Source organism: Mucilaginibacter sp. FW306-07-L, from assembly GCF_058782065.1.
Map to the genome: position 1 here is coordinate 1211785 of NZ_JBYSXI010000001.1, position 24454 is coordinate 1236238.

Below are 24454 nucleotides of genomic sequence, written 5' to 3' on the forward strand. Positions count from 1 at the left end.
AATTATAATTCCAAAACCAACAATTCGGTTCTGTTTTTCAGGCAGATAAGCCAATTTTTATGTAATACAAACGCCTCGGGTTGTAATTTTTGTATATCGTTCATTAATATTTCTTCGTAACAAATGCCATCGTTGTTCAGCACATACAATTGTTGCCGCAAGCCCCGACTGTTACGGGTGTGCAAAGATACAATTCTGTAGCTATTGAGTTCCATGTAATGTATCAAATCGTCGGCAGGCTCAACAGGCAGCAGGTTGGCAGGTAATTGCTGTGCTGTAACGTATTGGGGCAAACGTATATCTTTTATCAATTCAGCATCAACAATACTATTATAAGCACTTAAAGCCTTGCCGGTTTCTATATTGTGCACATACAGTTTTTTAGGCAACATCTGGGTGTTAAACATCACAGGGCCGTATGTACTCAAGTGGTCAAAGGCCAGGGCGTAATTACTCCATAGCGCGTTGGCATTGGCCAGGCTGATAGCTACCACGCCTTTATGAACCGGCGAACTCTCACTTTGAAAATAATGCAGCAGCAGCACCCCATTATGGGCGGTTTCCATACCGGTGAGCCAGTGTTCATCCGTGGTATAAGCCTCAAAGTTTACTTGCGTCTTTGGCAGGTTGATCGCAGCAAAGCTCGCCGTTCTGTCGGCTTCGTTTCGTATTTCAAGTGCGAGGGTTGAGGTAACCTCATCAATATCCATGCGCCATATAGTGCCTTTAAACTCTTTTTGCAGGATGGGTCGTAACGCTGTCATAAGTTTGCAAATATCCTATAATTATTAAAAATGTGCTTAGCTTTGGTACAAACATTGAACTATTAAACCTGTTAAACAATTCAAAACAACATTTAAATCTTATGGACGCTAAAGAAATAAGCCTCGAGGAACGTAAAGTTAAACCTGTGGTAGATCTGCTTAACGATCTGCTGGCTAACTACCACATTCACTACCAAAAGTTAAGAGGCTGCCACTGGAATATCAAAGGACAAAACTTTTTTACTCTGCACCTTAAATTTGAAGAACTGTACACCGAGGCATTAACTACGATTGACGAACTTGCTGAAAGGATATTAACCCTGGGCAAACCGCCGCACAGCACCTTTGCCAATTACATTAAAGAATCAAGCATTAAGGAAATAAACACCATTGGTATGAAAGATACCGATATGGTACACGCCATTATTGAGGATATGGCTGCCCTAATAGAGCTTGAGCGCGAGATATTGGATGTTACCGCCGATGCCGGCGACGATGGTACCAATGACATGGTAAACCGCTTTATGCAGTTCAAAGAGAAAAACACTTGGATGCTCCGCTCATTCGTGAACGCAGACTAACTAGTATTAGATATGAGCTGTCAGATTTGAACTATCAGACTAACTCATAAGTCAATATAAAAAAGAGAAGCCATGCTGATCAGTATGGCTTCTCTTTTTTATAAAAAAAATGTAATTCAAAATTCTGTTAATTCCCGAATTCTGAAAATTCAGGTTCAAGACAATAATTTAAAACCTGTAGCTCAACGTCAGATATAAATTATCGTTGGTACGTTTTACCAAAGCTGATGGGCTTAGGTCGCCAACTTCATAAGGGAATACAGTGTTTGAGCCGGTGCTGTGCAGGTAAGTAGCATCAACCGAGTAATGGCCTGAGCGGAAACCTAAACCACCTGATGCGGTTTTAATGTTGCTGCCATTATCTTTCATCGGGTTGCCAAAAATGTTGTAACCACCACGCAGGTAAGCAAATTTACCTAAGCGGGCTTCGGCACCAACACGGGTATTTACCGCGCCTTTGTAAAGCGTACGGATGTTAGGGTTATCTTCAAAATCCGCATCATAGCTGTCGTTACTCATTAACTTGGCCGAGCTGTAATCAACATACTCCACATCGCCGGTTATAAAACCATAGTTTTTAAAGAAGTAAGCTATACCACCCGCTACTTTTAAAGGTGTACGCAGGTCGTAATTTAATGTATATACCTCTGAATTACGGAAACTGTTATTACCGCTTACATCTGTTGCCAAAGTTTCTCGATAAGTGTCCTCCATGTTGTACCAGGTAGGTGAGGTGAAGTTAAAGCCTAAGCGTAATGCTTCAACAGGCTTGTATATCATACCTAACTTCACATTTGCACCCGTACCGCGAGTTGCCTGATCCTGCATAAAAGCGGATTGAAAGCCACGAGTGACGTTTGCGTTATTTTCGAGTAGTGATACATCGCCGCTTTCTGAAAAAATTTGAGTGGAATTATAATTTATAGACGCTATACCCAAACTTGCACCTATGTAAAATTTGTTGCTATTATTAGCTCCAAGCGCAAGATTGATTTCAGATTGACCGCCCGTACGTGTAATAACATTGCGCTGTACTACATCAGTACTGTTGTTTAAGATAACATTGCTTTGGTAAGACTGATTGCCGGTAGGTCCATACAAATCTATGAGTTTATGGGCATACGCCCAATCCGCCAGTAAATCTGTTCCGCTATCATTCGCCCTGCCTGCATAATAATCACTTATTGAGCTTGAATTATTGTTGCCACCAAAGGTTGTATTGTCATAAAAGTTATTAGTACGGCTATACCCTACACCAAAATTTAAGCTTAACCATCCTTCGGTTTTACTCGCGCCCCGCGAGGTATTTAGTTGAGAGTAAAAAACAGCAGCTGCGTTGTTTAGGTTGCCGTTATTCTTACTATCATTTGTTGTGTTGCCCAGGTAACTGCTGTTAGATTTAAACATGTTGAACTCCGGAGTAGCGCTGATCTCAGACCGGGTGAAAAAGCCCAGACCTGCCGGGTTGCCACTTACCGAGGTAAGGTCGCCACCTACGGCAACGTTAGCATTACCTATTGCCTTGATACGGGCGGTTGAGCCAGGTTGTGTGGTTGAAAAGCGTAATGCATCCTGCGAATATTGGGCAAAACTACTTTTGGCAATGGCTACCATAGCCATTGCACTTAGTATATGTTTAAATTTCATGTGTTATAGATTGTATGATGGTTAGATTAAAATTAGTTACGTGAAGGACGGCCACCACCGCCACCACCGCGTGAGCCGCCGCCTGATGAACCACCACCAAAGCTTGATGGCGACGAAGATGGGCGTGAAGTTGGTTGTGGTTGATAAGATGGTTGTGCATCACGTGTTGGCCTTGAAACGCGGCTGTCACCACTAACATCACGGCCTGCACCATTATTGCCACGGCCTGTGTATGAGCCATTATTTGATGACCCGGTGCCGCTAAGCCTGTTTGGCCTGTTAGGGTAGTAACCGGTGTTGCCATTATTACCTATGCTGTTACGGCCAGCGGTTAAGCCGCTGCGCGGATTACCTGAACCCCTGATAGGGCGGGCATTACCTGATGAACGGTAGGCCGAATAAACACCCCAGTATGGTGAGCCACCCCAGCCGGTACCCCAGTATGAATAACCTAAGCCGCCATAACCAAGTCCGTACCCATAGCCGCCGTAACCATAACCTAAACCGCCGTAACCCCATGGCGAGTAGCCGTAGCCACCCCAGCCATAGCCTGCACCAAGGCCCCAGCCGCTACCCCAGCCACCATAACCATAGCCCAGGCCAAAACCAAAGCCTGATGTATAAGGCGAATAACCATAGTACATATTATCGTAATAACCGAACGGCGAAAAATAACCGAAGCGGTTTATGCGTGACGAATAATCATCATAGTAATAATATTCATCATCAGTAGTGTAATAATCATCCTCGTATCCATCGCCGCCCACGCCCGGGTCTTCATTACGGTAAACAGGGCGCGCGGCATATACCGGCGCGTCGCCTGCTTTGGCAACTGTGTTATACACATCATCGTCGGCAATACTCTGGTTGGAGGCTAGCTTGGTTGTAGAACAGGAACTCAGCGCTGCAGCACTGATCAAGGCAATTCCTAATGTTATATGAAGTTTCATGTATATGTTTGGTAAAAAGTTCGAACCCGGATAAATTTTAAATGTATAAATTTGGCGGCATTATATATTAATCTAACGGTCAAATTTCATTCCACAAATATAAAATGAGCAAAGGCATTATTAGTAAAGACGAAGATTATTCGCAATGGTTTAATGAGTTAGTAATAAAAGCTGACATGGCCGAGTATTCGCCCGTGCGCGGCTGCATGATCATCAAGCCTTACGGCTATTCGATCTGGGAAAAAATGCAGGCCGTGCTCGATAAAATGTTTAAAGATACCGGCCACAGCAACGCTTACTTTCCACTATTGATCCCAAAATCATTCTTCTCCAAAGAGGCGAGCCACGTTGAAGGCTTTGCCAAAGAATGCGCGGTGGTAACTCATTATCGCCTGAAGAACGATGAGAACGGACAAATTGTTGTAGATGAGGAAGCGAAACTGGAGGAAGAACTGATCATCCGCCCGACATCCGAAACCATTATCTGGAATACCTACAAAGGCTGGATACAATCATATCGCGATCTGCCCATACTGGTTAATCAATGGGCCAACGTTATGCGTTGGGAAATGCGTACCCGTATGTTTTTACGTACCAGCGAGTTTTTATGGCAGGAGGGGCATACCGCCCATGCAACCGCTGAAGAAGCTGTTGCCGAAACTGAGCAAATGCTGGATGTATATGCCGACTTTGCTGAAAACTGGCTGGCACTACCTGTAGTGCGTGGCCGTAAAACGGCTAACGAGCGTTTTGCAGGCGCATTAGATACCTATTGCATTGAAGCTTTAATGCAGGATGGTAAGGCTTTACAGGCTGGTACCTCACACTTTTTAGGGCAAAATTTTGCCAAAGCGTTTGATGTGAAGTTTGCCAATAAAGAAGGTAAACTGGATTACGTTTGGGCTACCTCATGGGGGGTATCAACCCGTTTAATTGGTGCGTTAATCATGGCGCACTCTGACGATGCGGGTTTGGTATTGCCACCAAAGCTGGCACCTATCCAGGTGGTTATTGTGCCTATTTACAAACATGATGAAGAGCTGGAAAATATCAGTGCCTATGTTAAAACCCTAACGACTGAATTAAAGGCAAAAGGCATCTCGGTTAAGTTTGATAACCGTGATACGCAGCGCCCCGGCTTTAAATTTGCAGAATATGAGTTGAAGGGTGTGCCGCTGCGTGTAGCTATAGGCAGCCGCGATATGCAAAACGGTACCGTAGAACTTGCCCGCCGCGATACCAAAACCAAAGAAACGGTTAATCAGGATGGTTTGGCTAACGTGATTGAGGGATTACTGGAAGAAATACAAACCAACATCTACAGTAAAGCCTATACTTTCCGTGAGGAAAATACTACCAAGGTAGATACCTACGAGGAGTTTAAGCGTTTGCTTGATGAAAAACCGGGTTTCCTGTCAGCTCATTGGGATGGTACGTCAGAAACGGAACAGCGCATTAAGGAAGAAACCAAAGCAACCATCCGTTGCATACCTTTAAATAATGCGCAGGAAGAAGGTAAATGTATACTGACCGGCAAGCCATCAACCCAAAGGGTATTGTTTGCCAGGGCATATTAATACCTGTCTGATAAATATAAAAACGGGGTTAAGTGATATTCGCTTAACCCCGTTTTTGTTTAGTCTTTTTCTACTTCCTTCTCGAGTATTTCTTTAGCTTCCTCAATGTCTTCATTGTCGGCATCGGGGCCATCCTGCACACGTTCAAGGCGCTTGTTAAATATCAGGTGAGTAAATATCGGGTAATGGTCTGATCCGTTATAGGGCAGGCGGCGCATTTCAACCAGGCCAAACTCCGCCGAACAAAAAATATAATCCAGCGGAAAGCGCAGAAACCAGTGTTTAGCCGAAAAGGTACTGTAAAAGCCGCGCCCCTTGCGCACATCCAGCAGGTCGCTCACTTTGCCGAACAGGGTGGTGGTATAGCTCCAGGCCACATCATTCAAATCACCAAAAACCAGTATGGGTAATTCGCAGTCACGGGCTTTAAAGGCTATTTTCATCAACTCCTTATCCTTGGCGGTAGAGTAGAGGCTTTCGCCCCGTACCGGTGGCTCGGGGTGTAAGCCCCATAGCTGAACCTTTTGCCCCGAAGGCAAATTAGCCACTGCTTCTATAGATGGAATATCGTTTTTGATCAAATAATTTACTTTAGCATCACTCAGCGGGAAACGGCTGTAAAATAATAGGCCGTACGTATTAGGCAAGGCTGCTTTTAACGTATGCGGATAGCCGGTTTCAAGTTCTTCCATCGCCTTTTCCCATTTGGCATCGGTTTCCAGCAGGAAGATAATGTCCGGATCGGCATTCTTTATCTGGTCGAGCAGTTTTTGGTATTCGGTATTATCCTGCAATACATTGGCGGATAATACCTTGATCTCATTTTTAGGATTGCGGCTTTTTATGGAGCGCACCTCTTTAGGCGCGAAAACGGTGTAGTTATAAATTTTTATAATGAGATAGATAAGGGCAACACACAGTGCCCCAAAGGCATAAATATTAATTTGCCTGGTGGTTGAGTACAGAATGCCCCAGCCAACAAAAACTGCCAAACAGATTATGAATTTTTGAAAACGGGGATACTCCAGCGAACGGAAAATCCAGTAACTGTGTTTAATGAGCGGCAAAAAAACTATAAATACAAGCAAAAAACTTGTGATGGTTAAAGCTAAATACATGTTATCGCATATAACCCTTACAACCGAATTTGGTTTTAGGTCAGCAACAATGTTTTATATCCTAACCAACTGCTCGGTTTCAATCTTCTTCTGTAACTCCAGTATAGCGCCAATCAAAGCTTCGGGCCTTGGGGGGCAGCCTTGTACGTAAACATCCACGGGTATCACACGGTCAACACCTTTTACTACGTGGTAGCCATGCTGCCAATAGGGGCCGCCGCAGTTGGAGCATGAACCCATGGAAATAACATACTTAGGGTCGGGCATTTGCTCATAAAGGCGTTTAATGCGCTCGGCCATTTTAAAGGTAACGGTGCCCGCAATAATGATTACATCTGCCTGGCGTGCCGATGGGCGTGGGAATACGCCAAACCTGTCCAGATCGTACGTTGATGCCATGGAGCCCATCATTTCGATTGCGCAGCAGGCAATACCAAAACTCAACGGCCATAGGGATGACATACGTGCCCAGTTGAGCAGGTCGTTCATTTTGGTTACTACTAAACCACCACTTTCGTTCGTTAAATCAGGCGTCATTTCCGGGCTTTTTAAAAGTTGGTTTAAACATAGGTTTGCGTACAGGGGCTTCGGCAGTAGTTGCGGTAGCAGCGGCCGGTGCAGCAACAATGGCAGGTTCGGCAGCTATGGGTTCGATACTAAATGGCTTTACCTGGTAAACACTTTGTTCAAGGTTTATTTTTTCGTACAAAGCGGCAGGGATGTTTACACCGCTGCTTGGCAGAGTGACTTTGGGTTTTATCCATTCCAGGTCGCCTTTGCGCCAAACATAAACCAGGCCTAATATCAGTATGCCTAAAAATATAAACATTTCAGCAAGCGCGAACCATCCCCAGCGGCTATCAGCGGCTATCAGCTCATGGTTGCCGAATACCGTAGCCCAGGGAAAAACGAACACCATCTCCACATCAAACAGCAAAAATATGAGGGCTATAACGTAAAAGCGGGAGTTAAAGGGCAGCCAGGCACTGCCGGTTGGTTCTTCGCCGCACTCGTAGGATGACAGCTTTAAATCGTTCGGATTTTGCCTTGACAGCAACTTGTTCAAAAAAAAGGTTAAGCCAACGGCTAAAAAACCGACAATTAAAAATATCAGTATCTTGCCAAATTCGGATATTTGCGAAACCTCGTGCATGACAGCAAATTTAATAAAACAAACAGATTTTGACGCTATAATAATTGGAGCGGGCGCCTGCGGACTAATGTGTGCCGTGCAAGCCGGCTTTTTAGGCAAGCGTGTATTGATATTGGAAAAAAACGACCGCCCCGGTGCCAAGATACTCATCAGCGGCGGCGGCAGGTGTAATTATACCAACCTGTACGCCTCGGCGCAGCAGTTCATCTCGCAAAACCCGCACTTCTGCAAATCGGCCTTCGCGCAATGGACGGTGGATGATACTATCAGTTTTTTTGAGGCTTACGGCATCAGCGGAAAAGAAAAAACGCTTGGCCAGCTATTTCCGGAAACCGATAAAGCCCGAGATGTGGTGAACGTGTTTGCCAACCTTTGTGCCGATTTAGAGCAGCAGGTATGGTATGATACTACCGTAAAAACCATTGAGCAAACAAAAGATGGTGGCTTTGAAATAACCTATGAACGCCATGCGCGTGAGCAAAAAATATCCGCATCAAAAGTGGTTATGGCTTCGGGCGGCTTGCCGGTTGTTAAGCTGGGTGCTACGGATATCGGGATGCGCGTAGCACGCAAGTTTGGCATGATGGTAACTGAAACGGCACCCGCGCTGGTACCGTTAACCATTACCGGTAAGGATCAGCCCTGGTATGAGAAACTATCAGGCAACAGTATTTTCTGCCGGGTATGGAATGATGAGGCAAGCTTTGAGGAGAACATTCTGTTTACCCACTGGGGATTAAGTGGCCCGGCTATACTGCAAATATCATCGTACTGGAAACCCGGTGAGTTTATCTATATCGATTTGCTGCCTACTCAAAACATAACAGAACTGATACAGCAGGAACGTGTAACCAACGGTAAAAAAACTTTGCTGGCCTTACTATCCGGGCTGTTTACCCGCAAGTTTGCTGATGCATTGGCCGACAGGCTGCCGGTGCAAAAAAATCTGGCATCGTTAAGCAAGGCGGAATTTGATCTGATAGAAAACCTGCTGCATAATTTCAAGGTAAAACCTGCAGGAGACAAGGGATATGATAAAGCCGAGGTGATGCGCGGCGGTGTATCAACCGATGAATTATCATCCAAAACGCTGGAGGCTAAAAAAGTACCCGGCCTGTATTTTGGCGGCGAATGTGTTGATGTAACCGGCTGGCTGGGTGGCTATAATTTTCAGTGGGCATGGGCAAGCGGTTTTGTTATAGCGCAGGCATTGTAAGCCAAATTGGCAAAAATTTATAATTGGCCCGAATTTTATCATCTTTGCTAATATTAATATAATATTATGTTGTTTGAACAAATACGGCAAAAGCCGTTCTTTATATTAGGTCCCTGTGTTATGGAAAACCAGGAACTGCTGTATACCGTTGCCGAAAAGGTTGCCGAGGTAGGGCAAAAATTCAATGTACCAGTAATATTCAAATCATCGTTTGATAAGGCTAACCGTACATCCATCCATTCTTACCGTGGTCCGGGTTTGGAGAAGGGTTTGGAGATGCTGAATAATGTAAAAGAGCGCTTTGGTTTGCCGATACTGACCGATATTCACGAAAGCCACCAGGCAGCAGTAGTAGGTGAGGTAGTTGATGTATTGCAGATCCCCGCCTTTTTATGCCGCCAAACCGATCTGCTGGTTGCAGCCGCGCAAACCGGTAAAATTGTGAACGTTAAAAAAGCACAGTTTCTTTCGGGTGCCGATATGTTTTATCCTGCCCAAAAAGTAATTGAGGCCGGTAATAACCAGGTAATACTGACCGAGCGTGGTAATATGTACGGCTACAATAACCTCGCGGTTGATTTCAGGAATATATATGACATGAAGGCTTTTGGCCACCCCGTTTGTATGGACTGTACCCACTCGGTACAGCGCCCGGGCGGTGCAGGCGGCAAAACCGGCGGCGACCGTACCTTTGTACCCATGATGGCCCTTGCCTCAAAAGCATTTGGTGCCGATGGTTACTTTATGGAAGTACACCCCGACCCGGACAATGCCCTAAGCGACGGCCCCAACATGCTCAAACTCCAAGACCTGGAAAAAGTAATGTCAACACTGGTATAAATAATACAGATACAATCCGCAAAGCAAAATCTGTGAATTCCATAATTCTATAAATTCCGGTTCAAGACTGGTTCAAGACGAATGAAAAACATCGCCAAAAGAGTATTTGATATCGAAATAGAATCGCTTACGAATGTAGGCGGTTTGCTTGATGACGCTTTTGACGCGGCTATTACCACCATACTCGGCAGCAGTGGCAAAACTATTGTTACCGGCATAGGTAAATCCGGCCTCATCGGTAAAAAAATAGCGGCTACGCTGGCCAGCACAGGTACGCCGAGCTTTTATATGCACCCGGCAGAGGCTTTTCATGGCGATCTGGGGATGATCAGTGAGCACGATGTGGTGTTGCTGATTTCTTATTCCGGCGAGTCGGACGAGGTGCTGAAGCTCATACCATTCCTGAAATGGCATAACAATATCATTATAGGTATCACGGGTAACCCTGCATCAACCATTGCCAAAAACAGCCACCATCACCTTAACGTTAAAATAACCCGCGAGGCTTGTCCGCTTGAACTGGCACCAACCTCATCTACCACGGCCATGCTGGTTATGGGCGATGCCCTGGCCATAGCGCTGATGGAAGCACGTAACTTTAAGCATGAGGATTTCGCCCGCTTTCATCCCGGCGGTAGCTTGGGGAGAAAGTTATTAACCAAGGTAAAAGACATTATGCGGACGGATAACCTGCCTTATATTAATAAGGATGCATCCTTTACCGATCTGCTGATGCGCATGTCGGCAGGGCGTTTGGGTATGGTAATGGTAGGCAGCAGCGCGACTATTGAGGGTATTGTTACCGATGGCGACTTGCGGCGTGCGCTGATCAGGAACAGCGATACCACAACCTTAAAGATAGCGGATATCATGACAACATCGCCCATCATCATCAGCAGCGACGAACTGATGAGCAATGCCGAGCAGTTAATGATCGATAAAAAGATCACCACGGTTTTGGTAGGCGATGCCGTAAGCCGCGCTATCGAGGGGGTATACCAAATATACAACCAGTAAAACAAAATATACGCTACCCGTATTTATGGGTTAGTTACTTTTTTATTCAACCTGAATACTGTTATCGCAGTATAGTTTTTTTGTAAATGACAGATACCGTTACTACAGCATCTATTTTTTCGCCCCCGCAAAAGGTACAGATAGCTATTATTGGCTTAGGTTACGTAGGGTTGCCGCTTGCCGTGGAGTTTGCTAAAAAATACGAGGTTTGGGGGTTTGATATCAGTGCCGAGCGCATTAGCGAGCTGCGCAGGGGGCATGACCGTACGTTGGAGATCAACCCGAATGAGCTTCAATCGGTATTAAATAAAGATGATGATGCCTTACAGCTTACATCGGATAGTGCGAACATAAGTAACTGCAACGTATATATCGTATCCGTACCCACTCCAACTGATAAACATAACCGCCCGGATCTCAGCCTGATAGAAAAAGCCAGCGAAACCGTTGGAGGGGTGTTAAAGCAGGGTGATGTGGTGATCTATGAATCAACCGTTTATCCCGGCGTAACCGAAGAGGTTTGTGTGCCGATACTTGAGCGCGTTTCGGGATTGAAATTTAATCAGGACTTTTTTGCCGGCTATTCGCCGGAGCGTATTAATCCGGGCGATAAAGTGCATACGCTGACCAATATCCTCAAAATAACATCAGGCTCGACACCTCAAGTTGCGAATTTTATTGATGAGCTGTACCGCAGCATTATTACGGCAGGTACGCACAAAGCACCCAGCATTAAAGTTGCCGAGGCCAGTAAGGTGATTGAAAATGCCCAGCGTGATATCAACATCGCCTTTGTGAACGAGCTATCTAAAATATTTAATTTATTAGGAATAGATAGCAATGATGTGCTTGAAGCCGCCGGTACCAAGTGGAACTTTTTGAAGTTTAAACCCGGGCTGGTAGGGGGACACTGTACCGGTGTTGACCCATATTACCTGGCTCAAAAAGCACAGGAGGTGGGCTATCATCCTGAAATAATACTGGCCGGTCGCAGGCTCAACGATGGCATGGGTACTTACGTGGCACTGGAGGTGATCAAACTGATGGTAAAGAACAATATCCCTGTAAAAAACGCGGATGTTTTGGTGTTAGGCTTTACGTTTAAAGAAAATTGCCCGGACGTACGCAATACCCGTGTAATTGATATTGTTAAGGTGCTGGATGAGTTTGAAACGGCTTATGAGGTGTATGACCCATGGGCCAACCCGGCTGACGTGAAAGCCGAATACGGCATACAAACCATTGCCGATAAACAGCAGTTAAAACAAAAATATGATGCCATTATAGTGGCCGTTGCGCACAACGAGTTTTTAACGCTTGATTATAATGATTTGAAACGGAATGAACATGCTGTTTTGTATGACCTGAAAGGCTTGCTGGACAGAAATATCATCAGTGGTAGGTTGTAGCGTTAATTATATTATTTCATAAATAATTATATTTATAGTAAATTAATTCAATTGTTTAAAGCAGTGTATGTTGATTAAATATTAATTAAACATTGTGCTTATATGGATAAGGTTAATTTCTATCATTTTATTAGTACGTGAATTTAATTTTCTTAATTTTGTTCGCATAACGGCTAAAAATTCATAATATTAGTATTTATATATTAAAAAGTTAATAATTTTTAGCTGTCTAATTTACAGTTATCCGTTTCTATGATTCATAGGTATACTACTTTTATTAAAGCGATCAACCTGACCATTGATTACATTATATTGAATCTGAGTATGGTTATCGCATATCTGATAGAGGATAAATCATACATCTCGTGGATCAGTAATAAAAATTATCTGCCAATTGTACTGGTATTTAACCTGATCTGGTTACTCTCCGCCAATATAACCGGCTTGTATGAGCACGTGCTAAACAAGGATTCTATACGCACATACCGAGGCTTGATCAAAACCTATTTTTTGTTTGTAAGCTTTATTTGCTTCACCATCATTATCCTCATCGGTACAAAGGCTTACTTTATTACCCGCGAATATTTATTTTACTCGCTTGCTTTATTTGGCTTTTTATTAGGATTTTGGAAGCTGATATTTTTGAGCATACGCCGCAGCGATCGTGCTTTACTGCTTGATTCGCGCAGTGCCATAATTATAGGTGCCGGGCGTATCGGTAATGATCTGGCTAACTTTTTTAACCTCAACCCAAGCCGTGGCTACCGTGTGGTAGGTTTTTTTGATGATAACCCCAATAAACTGCGTGACGAAGCACTGTATTTAGGAAGCACCAACGACTCTATAAACTACGCCATCAGTAACCAGGTCGACGAGATATTTTGTACCCTGCCCAGCAGCGAAGCGCAAAAAATTGAAAAGTTGATGCTCGAGGCCGATAAAAACCTGATCCGCTTTAAGTTTATACCGGATTATCATGATTACGGTATCAAACCTACGCTGATACAGAGCTTTGGGCATATCCCTGTAATATCTATACGCCCGGAGCCTTTGGAGAACATCCTGAACCGGGCTATCAAACGGTTTTTTGATATTGGATTCTCATTATTCATCATTTTGTTTGTGTTTAGCTGGCTGTTCCCCATACTGGCTATCATTATCAAAATGCAATCAAAGGGGCCGGTATTTTTTGTGCAGGCACGTTCGGGGCGTGATAATAAATCATTCAACTGCTATAAATTCCGCAGTATGAAGGTGAATAACGATTCGGACAAGCGCCAGGCCACCAAGGATGATGACCGCATAACCAAGATTGGTAAGTTTATGCGCAAAACCAGTTTGGATGAACTGCCGCAGTTTTTCAATGTGTTGATCGGTAACATGTCTGTAGTAGGGCCACGCCCGCACATGTTAAAGCATACCGAAGAATACTCTGAACTGATAGACCGTTTTATGGTACGCCACTTTTTAAAACCGGGTATTACCGGCTGGGCACAAGTTAGGGGCCTGCGCGGCGAAACCAAGACCACTGAGGATATGATGGCCCGTGTTGAAGCTGATGTATGGTACCTGGAAAATTGGTCGTTCCTGCTTGATCTGAAGATTATCTTCCTTACCTTTTGGAATGCGGTAAGGGGAGAAGAGAATGCCTACTAACTTGTACAAAAAAATAATAGCAAGATAATAAGTAAGTTACCGTAAAAGTTAAAATTGTATTTTAATAATAGGTAAATAAAGCTATCTTTGCAGCCTGTTAAAATCCTAATGCGGAAGTGGCGTAATTGGTAGCCGCACCAGACTTAGGATCTGGCGCCGCGAGGCGTGGGGGTTCGAGTCCCTTCTTCCGCACTTAAAAGTAAAACCCTTCAATATTATTTTTGAAGGGTTTTTTAATTTAATAGCATTTGGTTATCTAATTGCTTCTGGTTTTAAATAATATATTCTAAAAACTTATGGGCTCGATTTCAGATAGCCAATTATTAAAAGTTCAAAAGTCTTTTTTATACATCGCAATTCCAGTACCACACTGACTTAATTCCATGGTCTTTAAAACAAAGTTTTTCGGTCTTTATAACAAAACACCTTAATGCTTTACCGGCTAATTTTGCTTTCATAAATTTTAATAAAATGGAACAAAACAATTATAATGGAGCTTTACAAAAACCGGTAGGTTCAGGCTTCAACGCAGCATCTACAACATCTGACGTTATAAAAGGAGTGGATCTTCATGGAAAAATTGCTATTGTCACAGGCGGCGACGGAGGTCTTGGCCTGGAAATCACCAAAACGTTATCTAAGGCAGGTGCTACAGTAATTGTACCGGCCAGGGATACTGAAAAAGCAAAATTAAATCTTCAGGGAGTTGCTAATGTAGAAGTGGAGCCAATGAACTTAATGGAACCTGCTTCTATTATTTCGTTTGCTGAAAAATTCCTGGCATCAGGTAGGCCGCTGAATATATTAATCAATAATGCGGGCCTCATGTGGACACCTTTACAACGTGACAACCGTGGATATGAGGCACAGTTTTCTACCAACCACTTGGGGCATTTTCAACTGACAGCAGAACTTTGGGAAGCCCTCAAGAAGACAGAAGGAGCAAGGGTGGTGACGGTTTCCTCTTCGGCACACCATTATTCTCCTGTACTTTTTGATGATGTTAATTATCAGACAAGGGAATACAATAAATTTGAGGCGTACGGCCAGTCTAAAACGGCTAACGTGCTGTTTACTGTTGAATTAGATAAAAAAGCACGTCCGTTCGGTGTCCGTGCATATGCGCTGCATCCCGGTTTAATATTGGAGACCAATCTCAGCAGGCACCTGACCTTTGAAGATTTTGTTACTTTAGGTGCCGTAAATGCTGACGGCACACCCAATGAAGAAGCCCAGGCAGCAATGCAAAAAATGTCTAAAACTAAAGAGCAGGGGGCTGCCACCACAGTATGGGCTGCTACAAGTCCGTTATTGCAAAATATAGGCGGTGTTTATCTGCAAGATGTTGAAGTTGCCGATTACAATCCCGATGCCTACGACAATAGTGTAGGGAAGAGCAGCCCTGGCGGTACGTTCGGTGTGGCACGTTTTGCCCTGGAACCGGATGCTGCACAAAAGCTTTGGGTTTTGAGTGAGGAACTTACTGATACAAAATTTAATATTCAATAAACAAAACAAATAGGGCTCATACTGTTGAGCCTTATTTGTTAATTTTGTATTATGGCAGTACGGCAAATAAATAATTATGCAGAAATTGTATTTACCTGCAGCGAAGCAGTACACCAAAATAGTGAACTGATTGCGGAGGAGCATTCTATTGTTCGGGTATTATCAGGCCAATTGAAAGTAATCGAATCTAACAAAGCTTACCTTTTTGAAGCAGGGGAAACATTCTTGTTCCCTAAAAACCGCTTGGCCAGGCTTATCAAAACCGAAAAAGACGGTTTGCCCTACAGGGCCATTATTGTAAAGCTGACTCAAGATGTCTTGAAAGTGTTTTACGAGCATAAAAAAATTGATGCTGTTACAGTGTTTAAAAGTGATGCCATTATTCCGTTGCCCCAAGGGCCATTATTAAACAGTTTCTTCGCCTCTATGCTTCCTTACTTTGACCTGGAGTATAAGTTGCCGCGCGAACTTTCGGAGTTGAAAATACAGGAGGCGATAGCCATATTGAGATCCATAAAAAGTGATATGGATCATATTTTATCCGATTTTTCTGAGCCACATAAAATTAACCTGGTTGAGTTTATGGAGCGTAACTATATGTTTAATATGCCAATCGAAAAATTTAGTTATTTAACGGGGCGAAGCTTGACAACATTTAAGCGTGATTTTAAAAAAATGTATGGCACCACGCCTCAAAAATGGCTCACACAAAAGAGGCTTGAACTTGCCCGATATCAATTGGCTGAAAAGAAGCGCAAACCTTCTGAAATATATTTAGAAACGGGGTTTGAAAATCTCTCACATTTTTCACATGCGTTTAAAAAACAATTCGGTTTTACGCCAAGTGAATTGTCAAAAGCTAAATAAAACCAGATCGACTTTCCCTGGGATATTCTGTGTTTATCAAACGCTTTTAAATGGCAGGCATCTCGCATAATATCGACATTGTTTAAGAGATTGAGTCGAAACCTATACATGAAAAAACCCGATCAACTGATCGGGTTTTTTGTTTTTATATGAGTTTGACCAGTATCATAATTATGGTCAAACTAAAAATCAATCATTCACTTTCAAATCCTTCCCCGCCAAATCTTCCCAACGGTAGAGCTGAAAGGTTTTATCATCGCTCATGCCTACAAACAGGCCATGCTTAAAGTCGGCATTCAGGGGTACGGATACCACGTCAGACCCATCGCTGTTGCTGGTTGATACATGCAGGCTTTTTATAAAGGCATTATTACCCGCGCGGTCAAACACCTTGAACTGTCCGGCTGCCTGGTCAGACACCAGGATGTAGCCCGTAGTATCGCCCGTTTTGTAAATGCTGATGCCTTCGTGGTCTTCGGTAAAGCCTTGTTGGGCAAACAAGTTAAGTTCCTGATCGCCTTTGGTAGCATCCGCGTAATATTTGCGCACGCCGAATTGTTCGTCAGAATAGTAGATGTAGCCCATCTCGTTATCTACCGCTATGGATTCTATTTCCTTTTTACCGCTGTACTTACCAAACTTGCGTTTCAGCGTAGCCTTAACATGGCCGGTACCATCATCGGTCAGCAGGTACTGCCACAAATAGCCACCGGTTGTGGGGCCTGTTTTACGACCTGCAATGGCGTAAATTTCTTTTGCTTTGTTGGTGTAAAGGGCTATCCCCATCAAATCACGAAAGCCTGCCGCCTCATCCTCACCCTCAAAAACAGGGATGCCGCCATTGTCAACCGGTTTCATATCCGGCAGGGAAAATACGCGCAGCTTATGCGTCATTCTTTCGGTAACCACGGCAATGTCTGTCAGCTTGCCATTGAGCATCAGCCCATAGGCTATATCCGTATTGTTAGGGCGCTTGAGGCCTTTTACTACTTTGTCCTTTATGATCTTTCCTTTCAGGTCAAATACATACAACGCGCCTATCTCATCCTTATCGGTACCTACTATCAGCGATTTCGACGCGTCGGCCGGATTTATCCATATCGCCGGGTCGTCGGTATCATACATCACCTTTTCGGTTACATACAGAGGCTTAATTATTGTATCGGTTGCTTGCGAGGCAGCTTGTTTTGAAGCATTGTTTCCACATGATGTTATGGCCACCAGGCCGCCTGCCAATATTATGCTGTTTATATAACTCTTCATATTATTTGCTCAGGTTTAAGGTGATCTCTTCGGTTTCCTCATCATTGTACTCACCTGTTAAGGTAAGTGCAAGCGTTTTACCGGTTATTTTAAAATCGCCGCTGTATTTGAATTCCGCTTCCGAGCCATCTTCCTGCTCCATATCATCGGCAAATTCAATAGCGCCCGCAAGCGTTTGGGTGTCCAGTTCTTCCAGGCCGCCTTCAATTTCTATCTCCTTGTTAACGGTTTCTACCTCGCCGCAATCATCAACTTCTTCTGTTTCTTTCAGCTTAACTACCGCTTTAAACTTATCGTAGGCAAACTCAATGGTTATCTCATCAACATCTGCTGCTTTAAGGCCCTTTACATCCTCGTTTATCAGGCCAAACAAAGCTACAAACCTGCCGAATTGCGCGGCATCATCAACATCAAGTTCATATTCGCCGTGTATCGTTTCATCATCCAATACCATATATTCAAACTTGTTGGCAGTGTTTACTACTACTTTTTTGCTATCGTCGCTAATGCCGGTTAGTTGTATCTCAATTTTACGGTTGGTGGTGTTGAGTACATCATCATCAAATAGTTTATCATCGGTTTCAAACTCGATCTCAATTTCCTCAACGCCCGCCGGAAAATCAACACTGCCTTTACCCGTATTCACATCAAAAGTCAGGTTAAGGTCTATATCCTTATCTTCAGATGTGGTGCAATCGTCAATCTCGTAAAAAGCGGTAGCATCCTTTATATAATCAGATAATTTGCTGAAACCCTCAAAGCCGGTTACCTCAAAGTTTACCCTTACGCCTTTACTTAGCGGAACTACCGTGCCATCCAGGTTTTCGCCTGTGGGGTCAACCCGGTCAATCAGCGCCAGTTTAAAGCTGAATTTATCTCCGTCCTCCAGGCCACCATCGCCCTCATCGGCAAAGTTGATGATCTGCGGAAAGGCATCGCCCACGTTAGGGTCAACCACGTTATCGTTACGTTTATCGCAAGCGCTTAATGCTACTAAAAACGCAGGCAATATGAAATATCTTAATATTTTCATTATCGGTAATATTTATTGAAAATGATAGCTGTATTATAAATTGAACTTGAGGCCAAAACGCATCCAGTACGAGTAAAACTCGCGTTGTATGTACTGGTTAGGAGTGCCCTGGTAAGCCTGCAATGGCTGGTTGGTTAGGTTAAGCGCCTCAACAAACAAACGGAACTTGCTGGTGATGGCATAACCCGCTGTAGCATCTAACTGCATACGTTTGTTGATAAAGATATCCTCGCTTGAAACGCCGCCCAGTTCAGACAGGTAACTACCGTTAAAGTTCATTGATAGCCTGGCCGAGAATTTTTTACCCTCATAGGCCAGCGAGGCGTTACCTACATGGTTTGCCTGCCCCGGCAGTCTGATCTCTTCTTGCGCGTTGGCATTATCCTCGTTAGCCTCACGGCTTTGGATGCGGGCTTTAGAGTGGGTATAGGTGTAGTTAAGGTATATGCTGAAATCGCGCAGAAAAGGAATAAACGAGAGCCTGCGTTGTAAAGCGATCTCGGCACCCAGCACATCGGCATCATTACCGTTTTGCGATTGGGTAATATCAATACGCTGGATGATAGGCGTACCGGTTGTTGGGTAAGGCGAATTAAATATGGTGCGGCGGTAGATAAAGTTATCCAGCTTTTTGTAGAACAAGCCGGCCGATACGATACCAACCGAACCAAAGTAATGCTCACCCATTAGATCATAGTTGATGGCCTTAACGGGTTTAAGATCGGCATTACCAATGGTCGCCAAACGGTCTTCGCGGTTAATTTCCTGCGAGGGGATGATCTCCGAAAAGTTAGGACGGGCATACGAGTAAGTTACCGCTGCACGCAGATTGCTGAATTTATCCAGCTCATATTTGAGGTGTAACTGCGGCAATATAAAATCGTACACGCTGCTGCCCGTCACCGGCCTTATCGCTTCCAGATCGCCGTTAGCTGCTATGATCACGTCTTTTGAATCGTAACCAACTTTGGTACGCTCGTAACGCACACCGCCCAGCACCATCAGTTTATTGAACTGCTGGCGGCCCATCAGGTAAGTGGCAAATACATCTTCTGATGCTTTGAATGATTCCAGCGCTTCATCAGCCGCCTTGTCAGCAATCTGCAATTCAAATTGTGATGGGTTGGCATTAAAATAGCGTATCAGGCTTGTAACATCCAGCGGGTTGCCCATCGCGTACCTGCCTGATGCGAATTTATCCTTAACCGGTTTGCCTTCAAATTCATTAAGGTTAGGTACACCGCCCAGGTTTTCAAATGTGTTTTGTACTATGCTGTAGCTTTTATCTTTAGAGCGGACTTTGGCACCGAATTTTATCAAACCCGCGCTGTTGTTAATTTTGTAGGGGATGCCTACATTAAATTTAGCGGTCAGGTTTTTGTCTTTAGCGAGGGTGTTGCCCATGCCCAGTTCGTCAAATTCGTAGCGTGAGTTATTGGTGTAATCCTCATCGGTACTGATGGATGGATAACGGGTATCGGTATAGTTTAGCGTGCTTGGGATGCCTGCTACAAATGCCGCTTCGTTATCAAAGGGGGTGTTTTGTTCAGCATAGCTGTATTGTGCTTCGTAATCCAGCAAAAAGTTTTTAAAGGTATGCTTCGCACCGGCGTTTAGTGACAGCACCGATTGCGCCTCGAACCTGTCTTTGGTCAGCTTTTCAATTTCCTCGTCGCTGGGTTTAAAAACATAACGGCGGCGCCACTCACGATCGGTAAAACGTGAGTAAATGGTGCGGAAATAGGCTTCGTGATGATTATTAAAGCGATAGTCAAGCGAAGAACTTAAACCCAAACGGGTACGTGTCAATTCGTAATCGCGCAGTTCAACTTCATTGTCATTAATGGCACGTTCTATCCCATCCGAGCCTAAGTTATTTTGATAATAGTTGCCATTGAACAACACGCCCAGCTTTTCGTTTTTACCAAAACGCTGGCCGTATTGCAACTGGCCCTGTACATTGCCCTTTTTCATCAGGTTATTATAACCACCGCCAATAACGCCCGAAATAGCCGGAGCTTTTGTTTGGGCGGTACGGGTGATCAGGTTGATGGAGCCACCTATCGCGTCGCCATCCATATCAGGAGTAAGGGCTTTGGTAACCTCGATGGATGCCAGTTGATCTGACGGGATCGCGTCCAGCGCAACATAACGTACGTCAGCCTCCGGCGAAGGGATCTGCTCACCGTTGATGCTGGTATTGGTAAATTGCGGTGCCAAACCACGTACGGATACATAACGGCCTTCACCCTGATCGCGCTCGATATTTACACCCGGTACACGCTGCAAGGCCTCGGCGGCGTTAGGGTCGGGGAATTTGCCTATCTGATCTGCCGCGATGATGTTTTTAATATTGTCGGCATTTTTTTGCTGGTTAAGTGCTTTGGCCTGGCCTTCGGTATAACCGGTAACCACCACATCCTGCAAGGTTGCCTGGCGGCTTTGCATCATAATGTTAAGCACCTTTAACTGGCCGGCAGTTACGGTAACATTTACCACCGTATCCTTATAGCCTAGGTAGCGAACGGTAACGGCAAGGTTGCCCGAGTTTACATAAAACTGGTATTCGCCATTAAGGTCGGCAGCGGCACTGCTGGTTGTGCCGTTTACCAGTAACGTTGCCCCCGCAAGCGGCTCGCCGGCCTGCCCGCTGATCTTGCCCTTAATAATACCGCGCTGAGCCATAGCCATGCTGCTGCCGCATATTAAAAGCACTAAAAATAGTAGTTTTTTAAATTCCATAAATTATCGCTGTGAGTTGATGCAGCAAAGATTATCTGCCCAAAGCGCATTTGTAATATTATGGATGTTACAAAACGTATACATGCTTTTTGGGTGCGTAAACAAAGCGTGTACAAGCGTTAACAAAACAAAATAATTACCTGATATTCAATGTTATAAATATAAATATCAAGCCATTAAGTTTACGTTAAGGGTAGGTTAGGATAGTTTTAACATTTGCGATGTTTTATGGGGTAGACAGACTAATAACTAATCGTGCCTGTATTTATACCTAGTTAAAAAATTGTATTAATTAATGAAGCCTTGTGATGCGCCAAAACTTAACGCCCTTTTTAATTGTTCAGAAAATAAATCAATTAAAGGTAAATAAGCCATGAGCCTTAAAGAGTACGCCAAAAAACGGGATTTCAACAAAACTGCCGAGCCAAAAGCCGGCCGCAGCAAGGATAAAGACCACCTGATGTTTGTGATACAAAAGCATGATGCCAGCCGTCTGCATTATGATTTCAGGCTGGAGATGGATGGCGTGCTCAAAAGTTGGGCGGTACCCAAGGGCCCCTCAACCGATCCGCAAACCAAGCGGCTGGCCATGATGGTGGAGGATCACCCGTTTGATTACCGGAACTTTGAGGGCATCATACCCGAAGGTGAATATGGCGGCGGTACTGTTATTGTTTGGGATGAGGGTACCTACGAACCTATTGAAGAAATAAAAGGAAAAAAAGCGCAGGAAAAGCACTTACTTAAACAACTTAAAGAAGGGTCCTTAAAAATAAAACTGCATGGCGAAAAGTTGCAGGGTGAGTTTGCCCTGGTAAAAACGCATGGCATGGGCGAAAATGGTTGGTTGCTGATTAAGCATAAGGATGGATTCGCTTCAAAAAAGGATGTTACCAAACTTGATAAGTCGATACTGTCCGGCAAAACCATAGCTGCGATGGAAAAAACCAGCGACAAGGTTTGGCAGAACGGGCATGAGGAAGATGTAGAGCAACCTAAAAAATCCGCCAAAAAGTCTACGGCCAAAAAGCAGCAACCTGCCATGGCTGATGATAAGTTGGAAAAAGAAACACAGGAGAGTGCCAAGCCGGATCTGAATGTTGATGATCTGCTAAAGTCAGCCCCCAAATCAAAGGCCCCTGTTAAGATCAAGCCCATGAAGGCTACCCTGGTTGATGAACCGTTTGATGACCCAGACTGGTTGTACGAGGTAAAGTGGGACGGTTACCGGGCTATCGCGGTAATTGATGATAAGGGTGCAGAATTGATATCACGCAATAATATCCCGTTCGATAAATATTACCCGATCAATAAGCTGTTAAAAGACTGGAAGATCAATGCGGTAATTGATGGTGAGATAGTGGTGTTGAACGATAAGGGCACATCCGATTTTGGCGCGCTTCAAAACTGGCGCAGCGAGGCGGATGGCAACCTGGTGTATTACGTGTTTGATATTTTGTGGTACGAGGGGAAGGATTTAACCCAACTGCCTTTAGAACAGCGGTTGGCTATCTTGCAGTCTGTTATTCCGGCGGATGATGACCGCATTCGTCAGAGTAAATCATTCGCCGCAAATGGGGTTGAGTTTTTTGAGGCGGCTGAAAAGATCGGTCTGGAAGGCATTATCGCCAAAAAAGCCAGCAGTGTTTATACTTCTGACCTTCGTTCGAAAGAATGGCTAAAGATAAAAGTACAGCGCCGTCAGGAGGTGGTTATAGCAGGCTTTACCAAGAACGCTGGCACCTCAAAAGCGTTTAGCGCACTGGTATTGGGCGTATATGATGGTAAAACATTGCGCTATGCGGGCAAGGTAGGCACCGGCTTTTCGGATAAACTGCAAAAAGAGATGATGGAGCAGTTTAAACCTTTGATAACAGACAAGGTTCCGTTTGATGTGGAGCCGGATGTAGATAAGCCATCGCGTTTCAGGCCACAACGATTGGGGGCCAAGCCAACCTGGTTAAAACCGCAACTGGTTTGCGAGATCAACTTTGCCGAAGTAACCAGCGAGGGCGTTTTTCGCCAGGCATCATTTAAAGGTATGCGGGTTGACAAAAAAGCTAAAGAGGTTGTGCTTGAAATGCCAAAAGATACCGGGGAAACTGTTGAACAAACCGATGATAAGCCTAAAGCGTCATCGCATCAAGCTATAAAACCGCCCGCGGATAAGGATCGTAAAACGCTGCTCAACCCGAAGGATGAAACGCAGGTGCGCAAAATTTGCGGGCACGATATTAAGTTTACCCACCTGAGTAAAGTGTACTGGCCCGAAGATGGCATTACCAAGCGCGATATGTTTAACTATTATTATCGTGTAGCAGAATATATTTTGCCTTACCTGGTTGACAGGCCGATGTCGCTTAACCGTTTCCCGAATGGCATCCATGGCAAAAGTTTTTATCAAAAGGATGTAAAGGGCAAAGCGCCAGATTGGGTGACCAAAACTTTCCCGTATACAACCAGTGATGGCGAACATAAAGAGTACCTGGTAGGGTCGGATGAATCGTACCTGCTGTGGATGGCATCGTTAGGATGTATCGAAATGAACCCCTGGTTCAGCAGGGTGAAAACGCCCGATAACCCGGACTATTGCGTGATCGATCTTGATCCGGATAAAAATACTTTTGACCAGGTAATAGAGGCCGCGCAGGAGGTACACAAGGTGCTGGACGCTATCGGCGTGCCATCGTTCCCGAAAACATCAGGCTCAACGGGCATACATATTTATATACCGCTGAATGCGAAATATGATTACGATCAGTCGCAAATGTTTGCCAAGCTGATCGTTCAACTGGTGCATGAGCAGATCCCCGATTACACCAGTCTAGAACGCATGATAAGCAACCGGAAAGGTAATATGTATCTCGATTTTTTACAGAACAGGCCGGGCGCTACCATTGCCTGCCCATATTCTTTACGTCCAAAACCCGGAGCCACCGTATCTATGCCGTTAAGTTGGGATGAAGTTAAGCCCGGCTTAACCATGCGCGATTTTCATATTAATAACGCCGTTGACCGGCTCAAGGAAACCGGCGACCTGTTTAAAGGCGCGTTAGGCAAAGGTATTGATCTGGAAAAAACATTAAAAAAAGCACAAACCATATTTAAATAA

General features: G+C 44.4%; 19 protein-coding genes and 1 tRNA gene. 11 read left to right on the forward strand and 9 right to left on the reverse strand.

Going from position 1 to position 24454, the window contains the following annotated elements:
- Positions 1–2 precede the first annotated feature (2 nt).
- Positions 3–764, reverse strand: coding sequence for a DUF4905 domain-containing protein (locus AC3WJC_RS05495; RefSeq protein WP_492398068.1), 762 nt, complete (start codon positions 762–764; stop codon positions 3–5).
- A gap of 101 nt (positions 765–865) precedes the next feature.
- Here AC3WJC_RS05495 and AC3WJC_RS05500 point away from each other — a divergent pair, with 101 nt between their 5' ends.
- The gene (locus AC3WJC_RS05500) at positions 866–1345 is read left to right on the forward strand and encodes a Dps family protein (RefSeq protein WP_492398069.1); all 480 of its coding nucleotides are present in this window, start codon (positions 866–868) and stop codon (positions 1343–1345) included.
- 168 nt (positions 1346–1513) lie between these two features.
- Here AC3WJC_RS05500 and AC3WJC_RS05505 read toward each other — a convergent pair whose 3' ends face one another.
- Positions 1514–2992, reverse strand: coding sequence for an OmpP1/FadL family transporter (locus tag AC3WJC_RS05505; RefSeq protein ID WP_492398070.1), 1479 nt, complete (start codon positions 2990–2992; stop codon positions 1514–1516).
- A gap of 32 nt (positions 2993–3024) precedes the next feature.
- On the reverse strand, positions 3025–3942 hold the full coding sequence (locus AC3WJC_RS05510; RefSeq protein WP_492398071.1) for a hypothetical protein: 918 nt from the start codon (positions 3940–3942) through the stop codon (positions 3025–3027).
- 104 nt (positions 3943–4046) lie between these two features.
- Here AC3WJC_RS05510 and proS point away from each other — a divergent pair, with 104 nt between their 5' ends.
- Positions 4047–5519: a proline--tRNA ligase gene (gene proS / locus AC3WJC_RS05515; protein ID WP_492398072.1), complete on the forward strand. Its 1473-nt coding sequence runs from the start codon at positions 4047–4049 to the stop codon at positions 5517–5519.
- A 59-nt stretch (positions 5520–5578) separates the two neighbouring features.
- On the opposite strand, the gene AC3WJC_RS05520 is transcribed toward proS, so the two are convergent.
- The 3 genes from AC3WJC_RS05520 to AC3WJC_RS05530 form a co-directional block, all read right to left on the reverse strand.
- A complete protein-coding gene (locus AC3WJC_RS05520; protein WP_492398073.1) occupies positions 5579–6511 on the reverse strand; it encodes an endonuclease/exonuclease/phosphatase family protein in 933 nt (310 codons plus the stop codon).
- Positions 6512–6691: 180 nt separating this feature from the next.
- A complete protein-coding gene (locus AC3WJC_RS05525) occupies positions 6692–7174 on the reverse strand; it encodes an NADH-quinone oxidoreductase subunit B (protein WP_194102738.1) in 483 nt (160 codons plus the stop codon).
- The gene (locus AC3WJC_RS05530) at positions 7164–7790 is read right to left on the reverse strand and encodes an NADH-quinone oxidoreductase subunit A (protein WP_492398074.1); all 627 of its coding nucleotides are present in this window, start codon (positions 7788–7790) and stop codon (positions 7164–7166) included. Before AC3WJC_RS05530 ends, AC3WJC_RS05525 begins: the two co-directional genes overlap by 11 nt.
- Here AC3WJC_RS05530 and AC3WJC_RS05535 point away from each other — a divergent pair.
- The 8 genes from AC3WJC_RS05535 (at position 7789) to AC3WJC_RS05570 (ending at position 16304) form a co-directional block, all read left to right on the forward strand.
- Positions 7789–9006 (forward strand): BaiN/RdsA family NAD(P)/FAD-dependent oxidoreductase, encoded by a 1218-nt coding sequence (locus tag AC3WJC_RS05535; RefSeq protein WP_492398075.1) that lies wholly within the window; start codon positions 7789–7791, stop codon positions 9004–9006. The two genes, AC3WJC_RS05530 and AC3WJC_RS05535, sit on opposite strands and share 2 nt — an antisense overlap.
- A gap of 66 nt (positions 9007–9072) precedes the next feature.
- On the forward strand, positions 9073–9846 hold the full coding sequence (gene kdsA, locus AC3WJC_RS05540; RefSeq protein ID WP_492398076.1) for a 3-deoxy-8-phosphooctulonate synthase: 774 nt from the start codon (positions 9073–9075) through the stop codon (positions 9844–9846).
- A gap of 81 nt (positions 9847–9927) precedes the next feature.
- Complete coding sequence (locus tag AC3WJC_RS05545; RefSeq protein WP_492398077.1) at positions 9928–10863, forward strand: KpsF/GutQ family sugar-phosphate isomerase; 936 nt, start codon at positions 9928–9930, stop codon at positions 10861–10863.
- An 86-nt stretch (positions 10864–10949) separates the two neighbouring features.
- Entirely contained in the window at positions 10950–12272 is a 1323-nt protein-coding gene (locus tag AC3WJC_RS05550) for a nucleotide sugar dehydrogenase (RefSeq protein WP_492398078.1), read from the forward strand.
- Between the two features lie 252 nt (positions 12273–12524).
- Positions 12525–13928, forward strand: coding sequence for an undecaprenyl-phosphate glucose phosphotransferase (locus AC3WJC_RS05555; RefSeq protein ID WP_492398079.1), 1404 nt, complete (start codon positions 12525–12527; stop codon positions 13926–13928).
- A 110-nt stretch (positions 13929–14038) separates the two neighbouring features.
- Positions 14039–14120: transfer RNA gene (locus AC3WJC_RS05560), tRNA-Leu, on the forward strand.
- Positions 14121–14399: 279 nt separating this feature from the next.
- Complete coding sequence (locus tag AC3WJC_RS05565) at positions 14400–15437, forward strand: SDR family NAD(P)-dependent oxidoreductase (RefSeq protein WP_492398080.1); 1038 nt, start codon at positions 14400–14402, stop codon at positions 15435–15437.
- Between the two features lie 51 nt (positions 15438–15488).
- Positions 15489–16304, forward strand: coding sequence for a helix-turn-helix domain-containing protein (locus AC3WJC_RS05570; RefSeq protein ID WP_492398081.1), 816 nt, complete (start codon positions 15489–15491; stop codon positions 16302–16304).
- A gap of 189 nt (positions 16305–16493) precedes the next feature.
- Here the strand turns inward: AC3WJC_RS05570 and AC3WJC_RS05575 are convergent, their stop codons facing one another.
- The 3 genes from AC3WJC_RS05575 to AC3WJC_RS05585 are packed head-to-tail and all read right to left on the reverse strand — an operon-like array spanning position 16494 to position 21342.
- Positions 16494–17567, reverse strand: coding sequence for a phytase (locus AC3WJC_RS05575; RefSeq protein ID WP_492398082.1), 1074 nt, complete (start codon positions 17565–17567; stop codon positions 16494–16496).
- Between the two features lies 1 nt (position 17568).
- A complete protein-coding gene (locus AC3WJC_RS05580) occupies positions 17569–18600 on the reverse strand; it encodes a hypothetical protein (RefSeq protein ID WP_492398083.1) in 1032 nt (343 codons plus the stop codon).
- A gap of 33 nt (positions 18601–18633) precedes the next feature.
- On the reverse strand, positions 18634–21342 hold the full coding sequence (locus tag AC3WJC_RS05585) for a TonB-dependent receptor (protein ID WP_492398084.1): 2709 nt from the start codon (positions 21340–21342) through the stop codon (positions 18634–18636).
- Between the two features lie 373 nt (positions 21343–21715).
- Here AC3WJC_RS05585 and ligD point away from each other — a divergent pair, with 373 nt between their 5' ends.
- Entirely contained in the window at positions 21716–24454 is a 2739-nt protein-coding gene (gene ligD, locus AC3WJC_RS05590) for a DNA ligase D (RefSeq protein WP_492398085.1), read from the forward strand.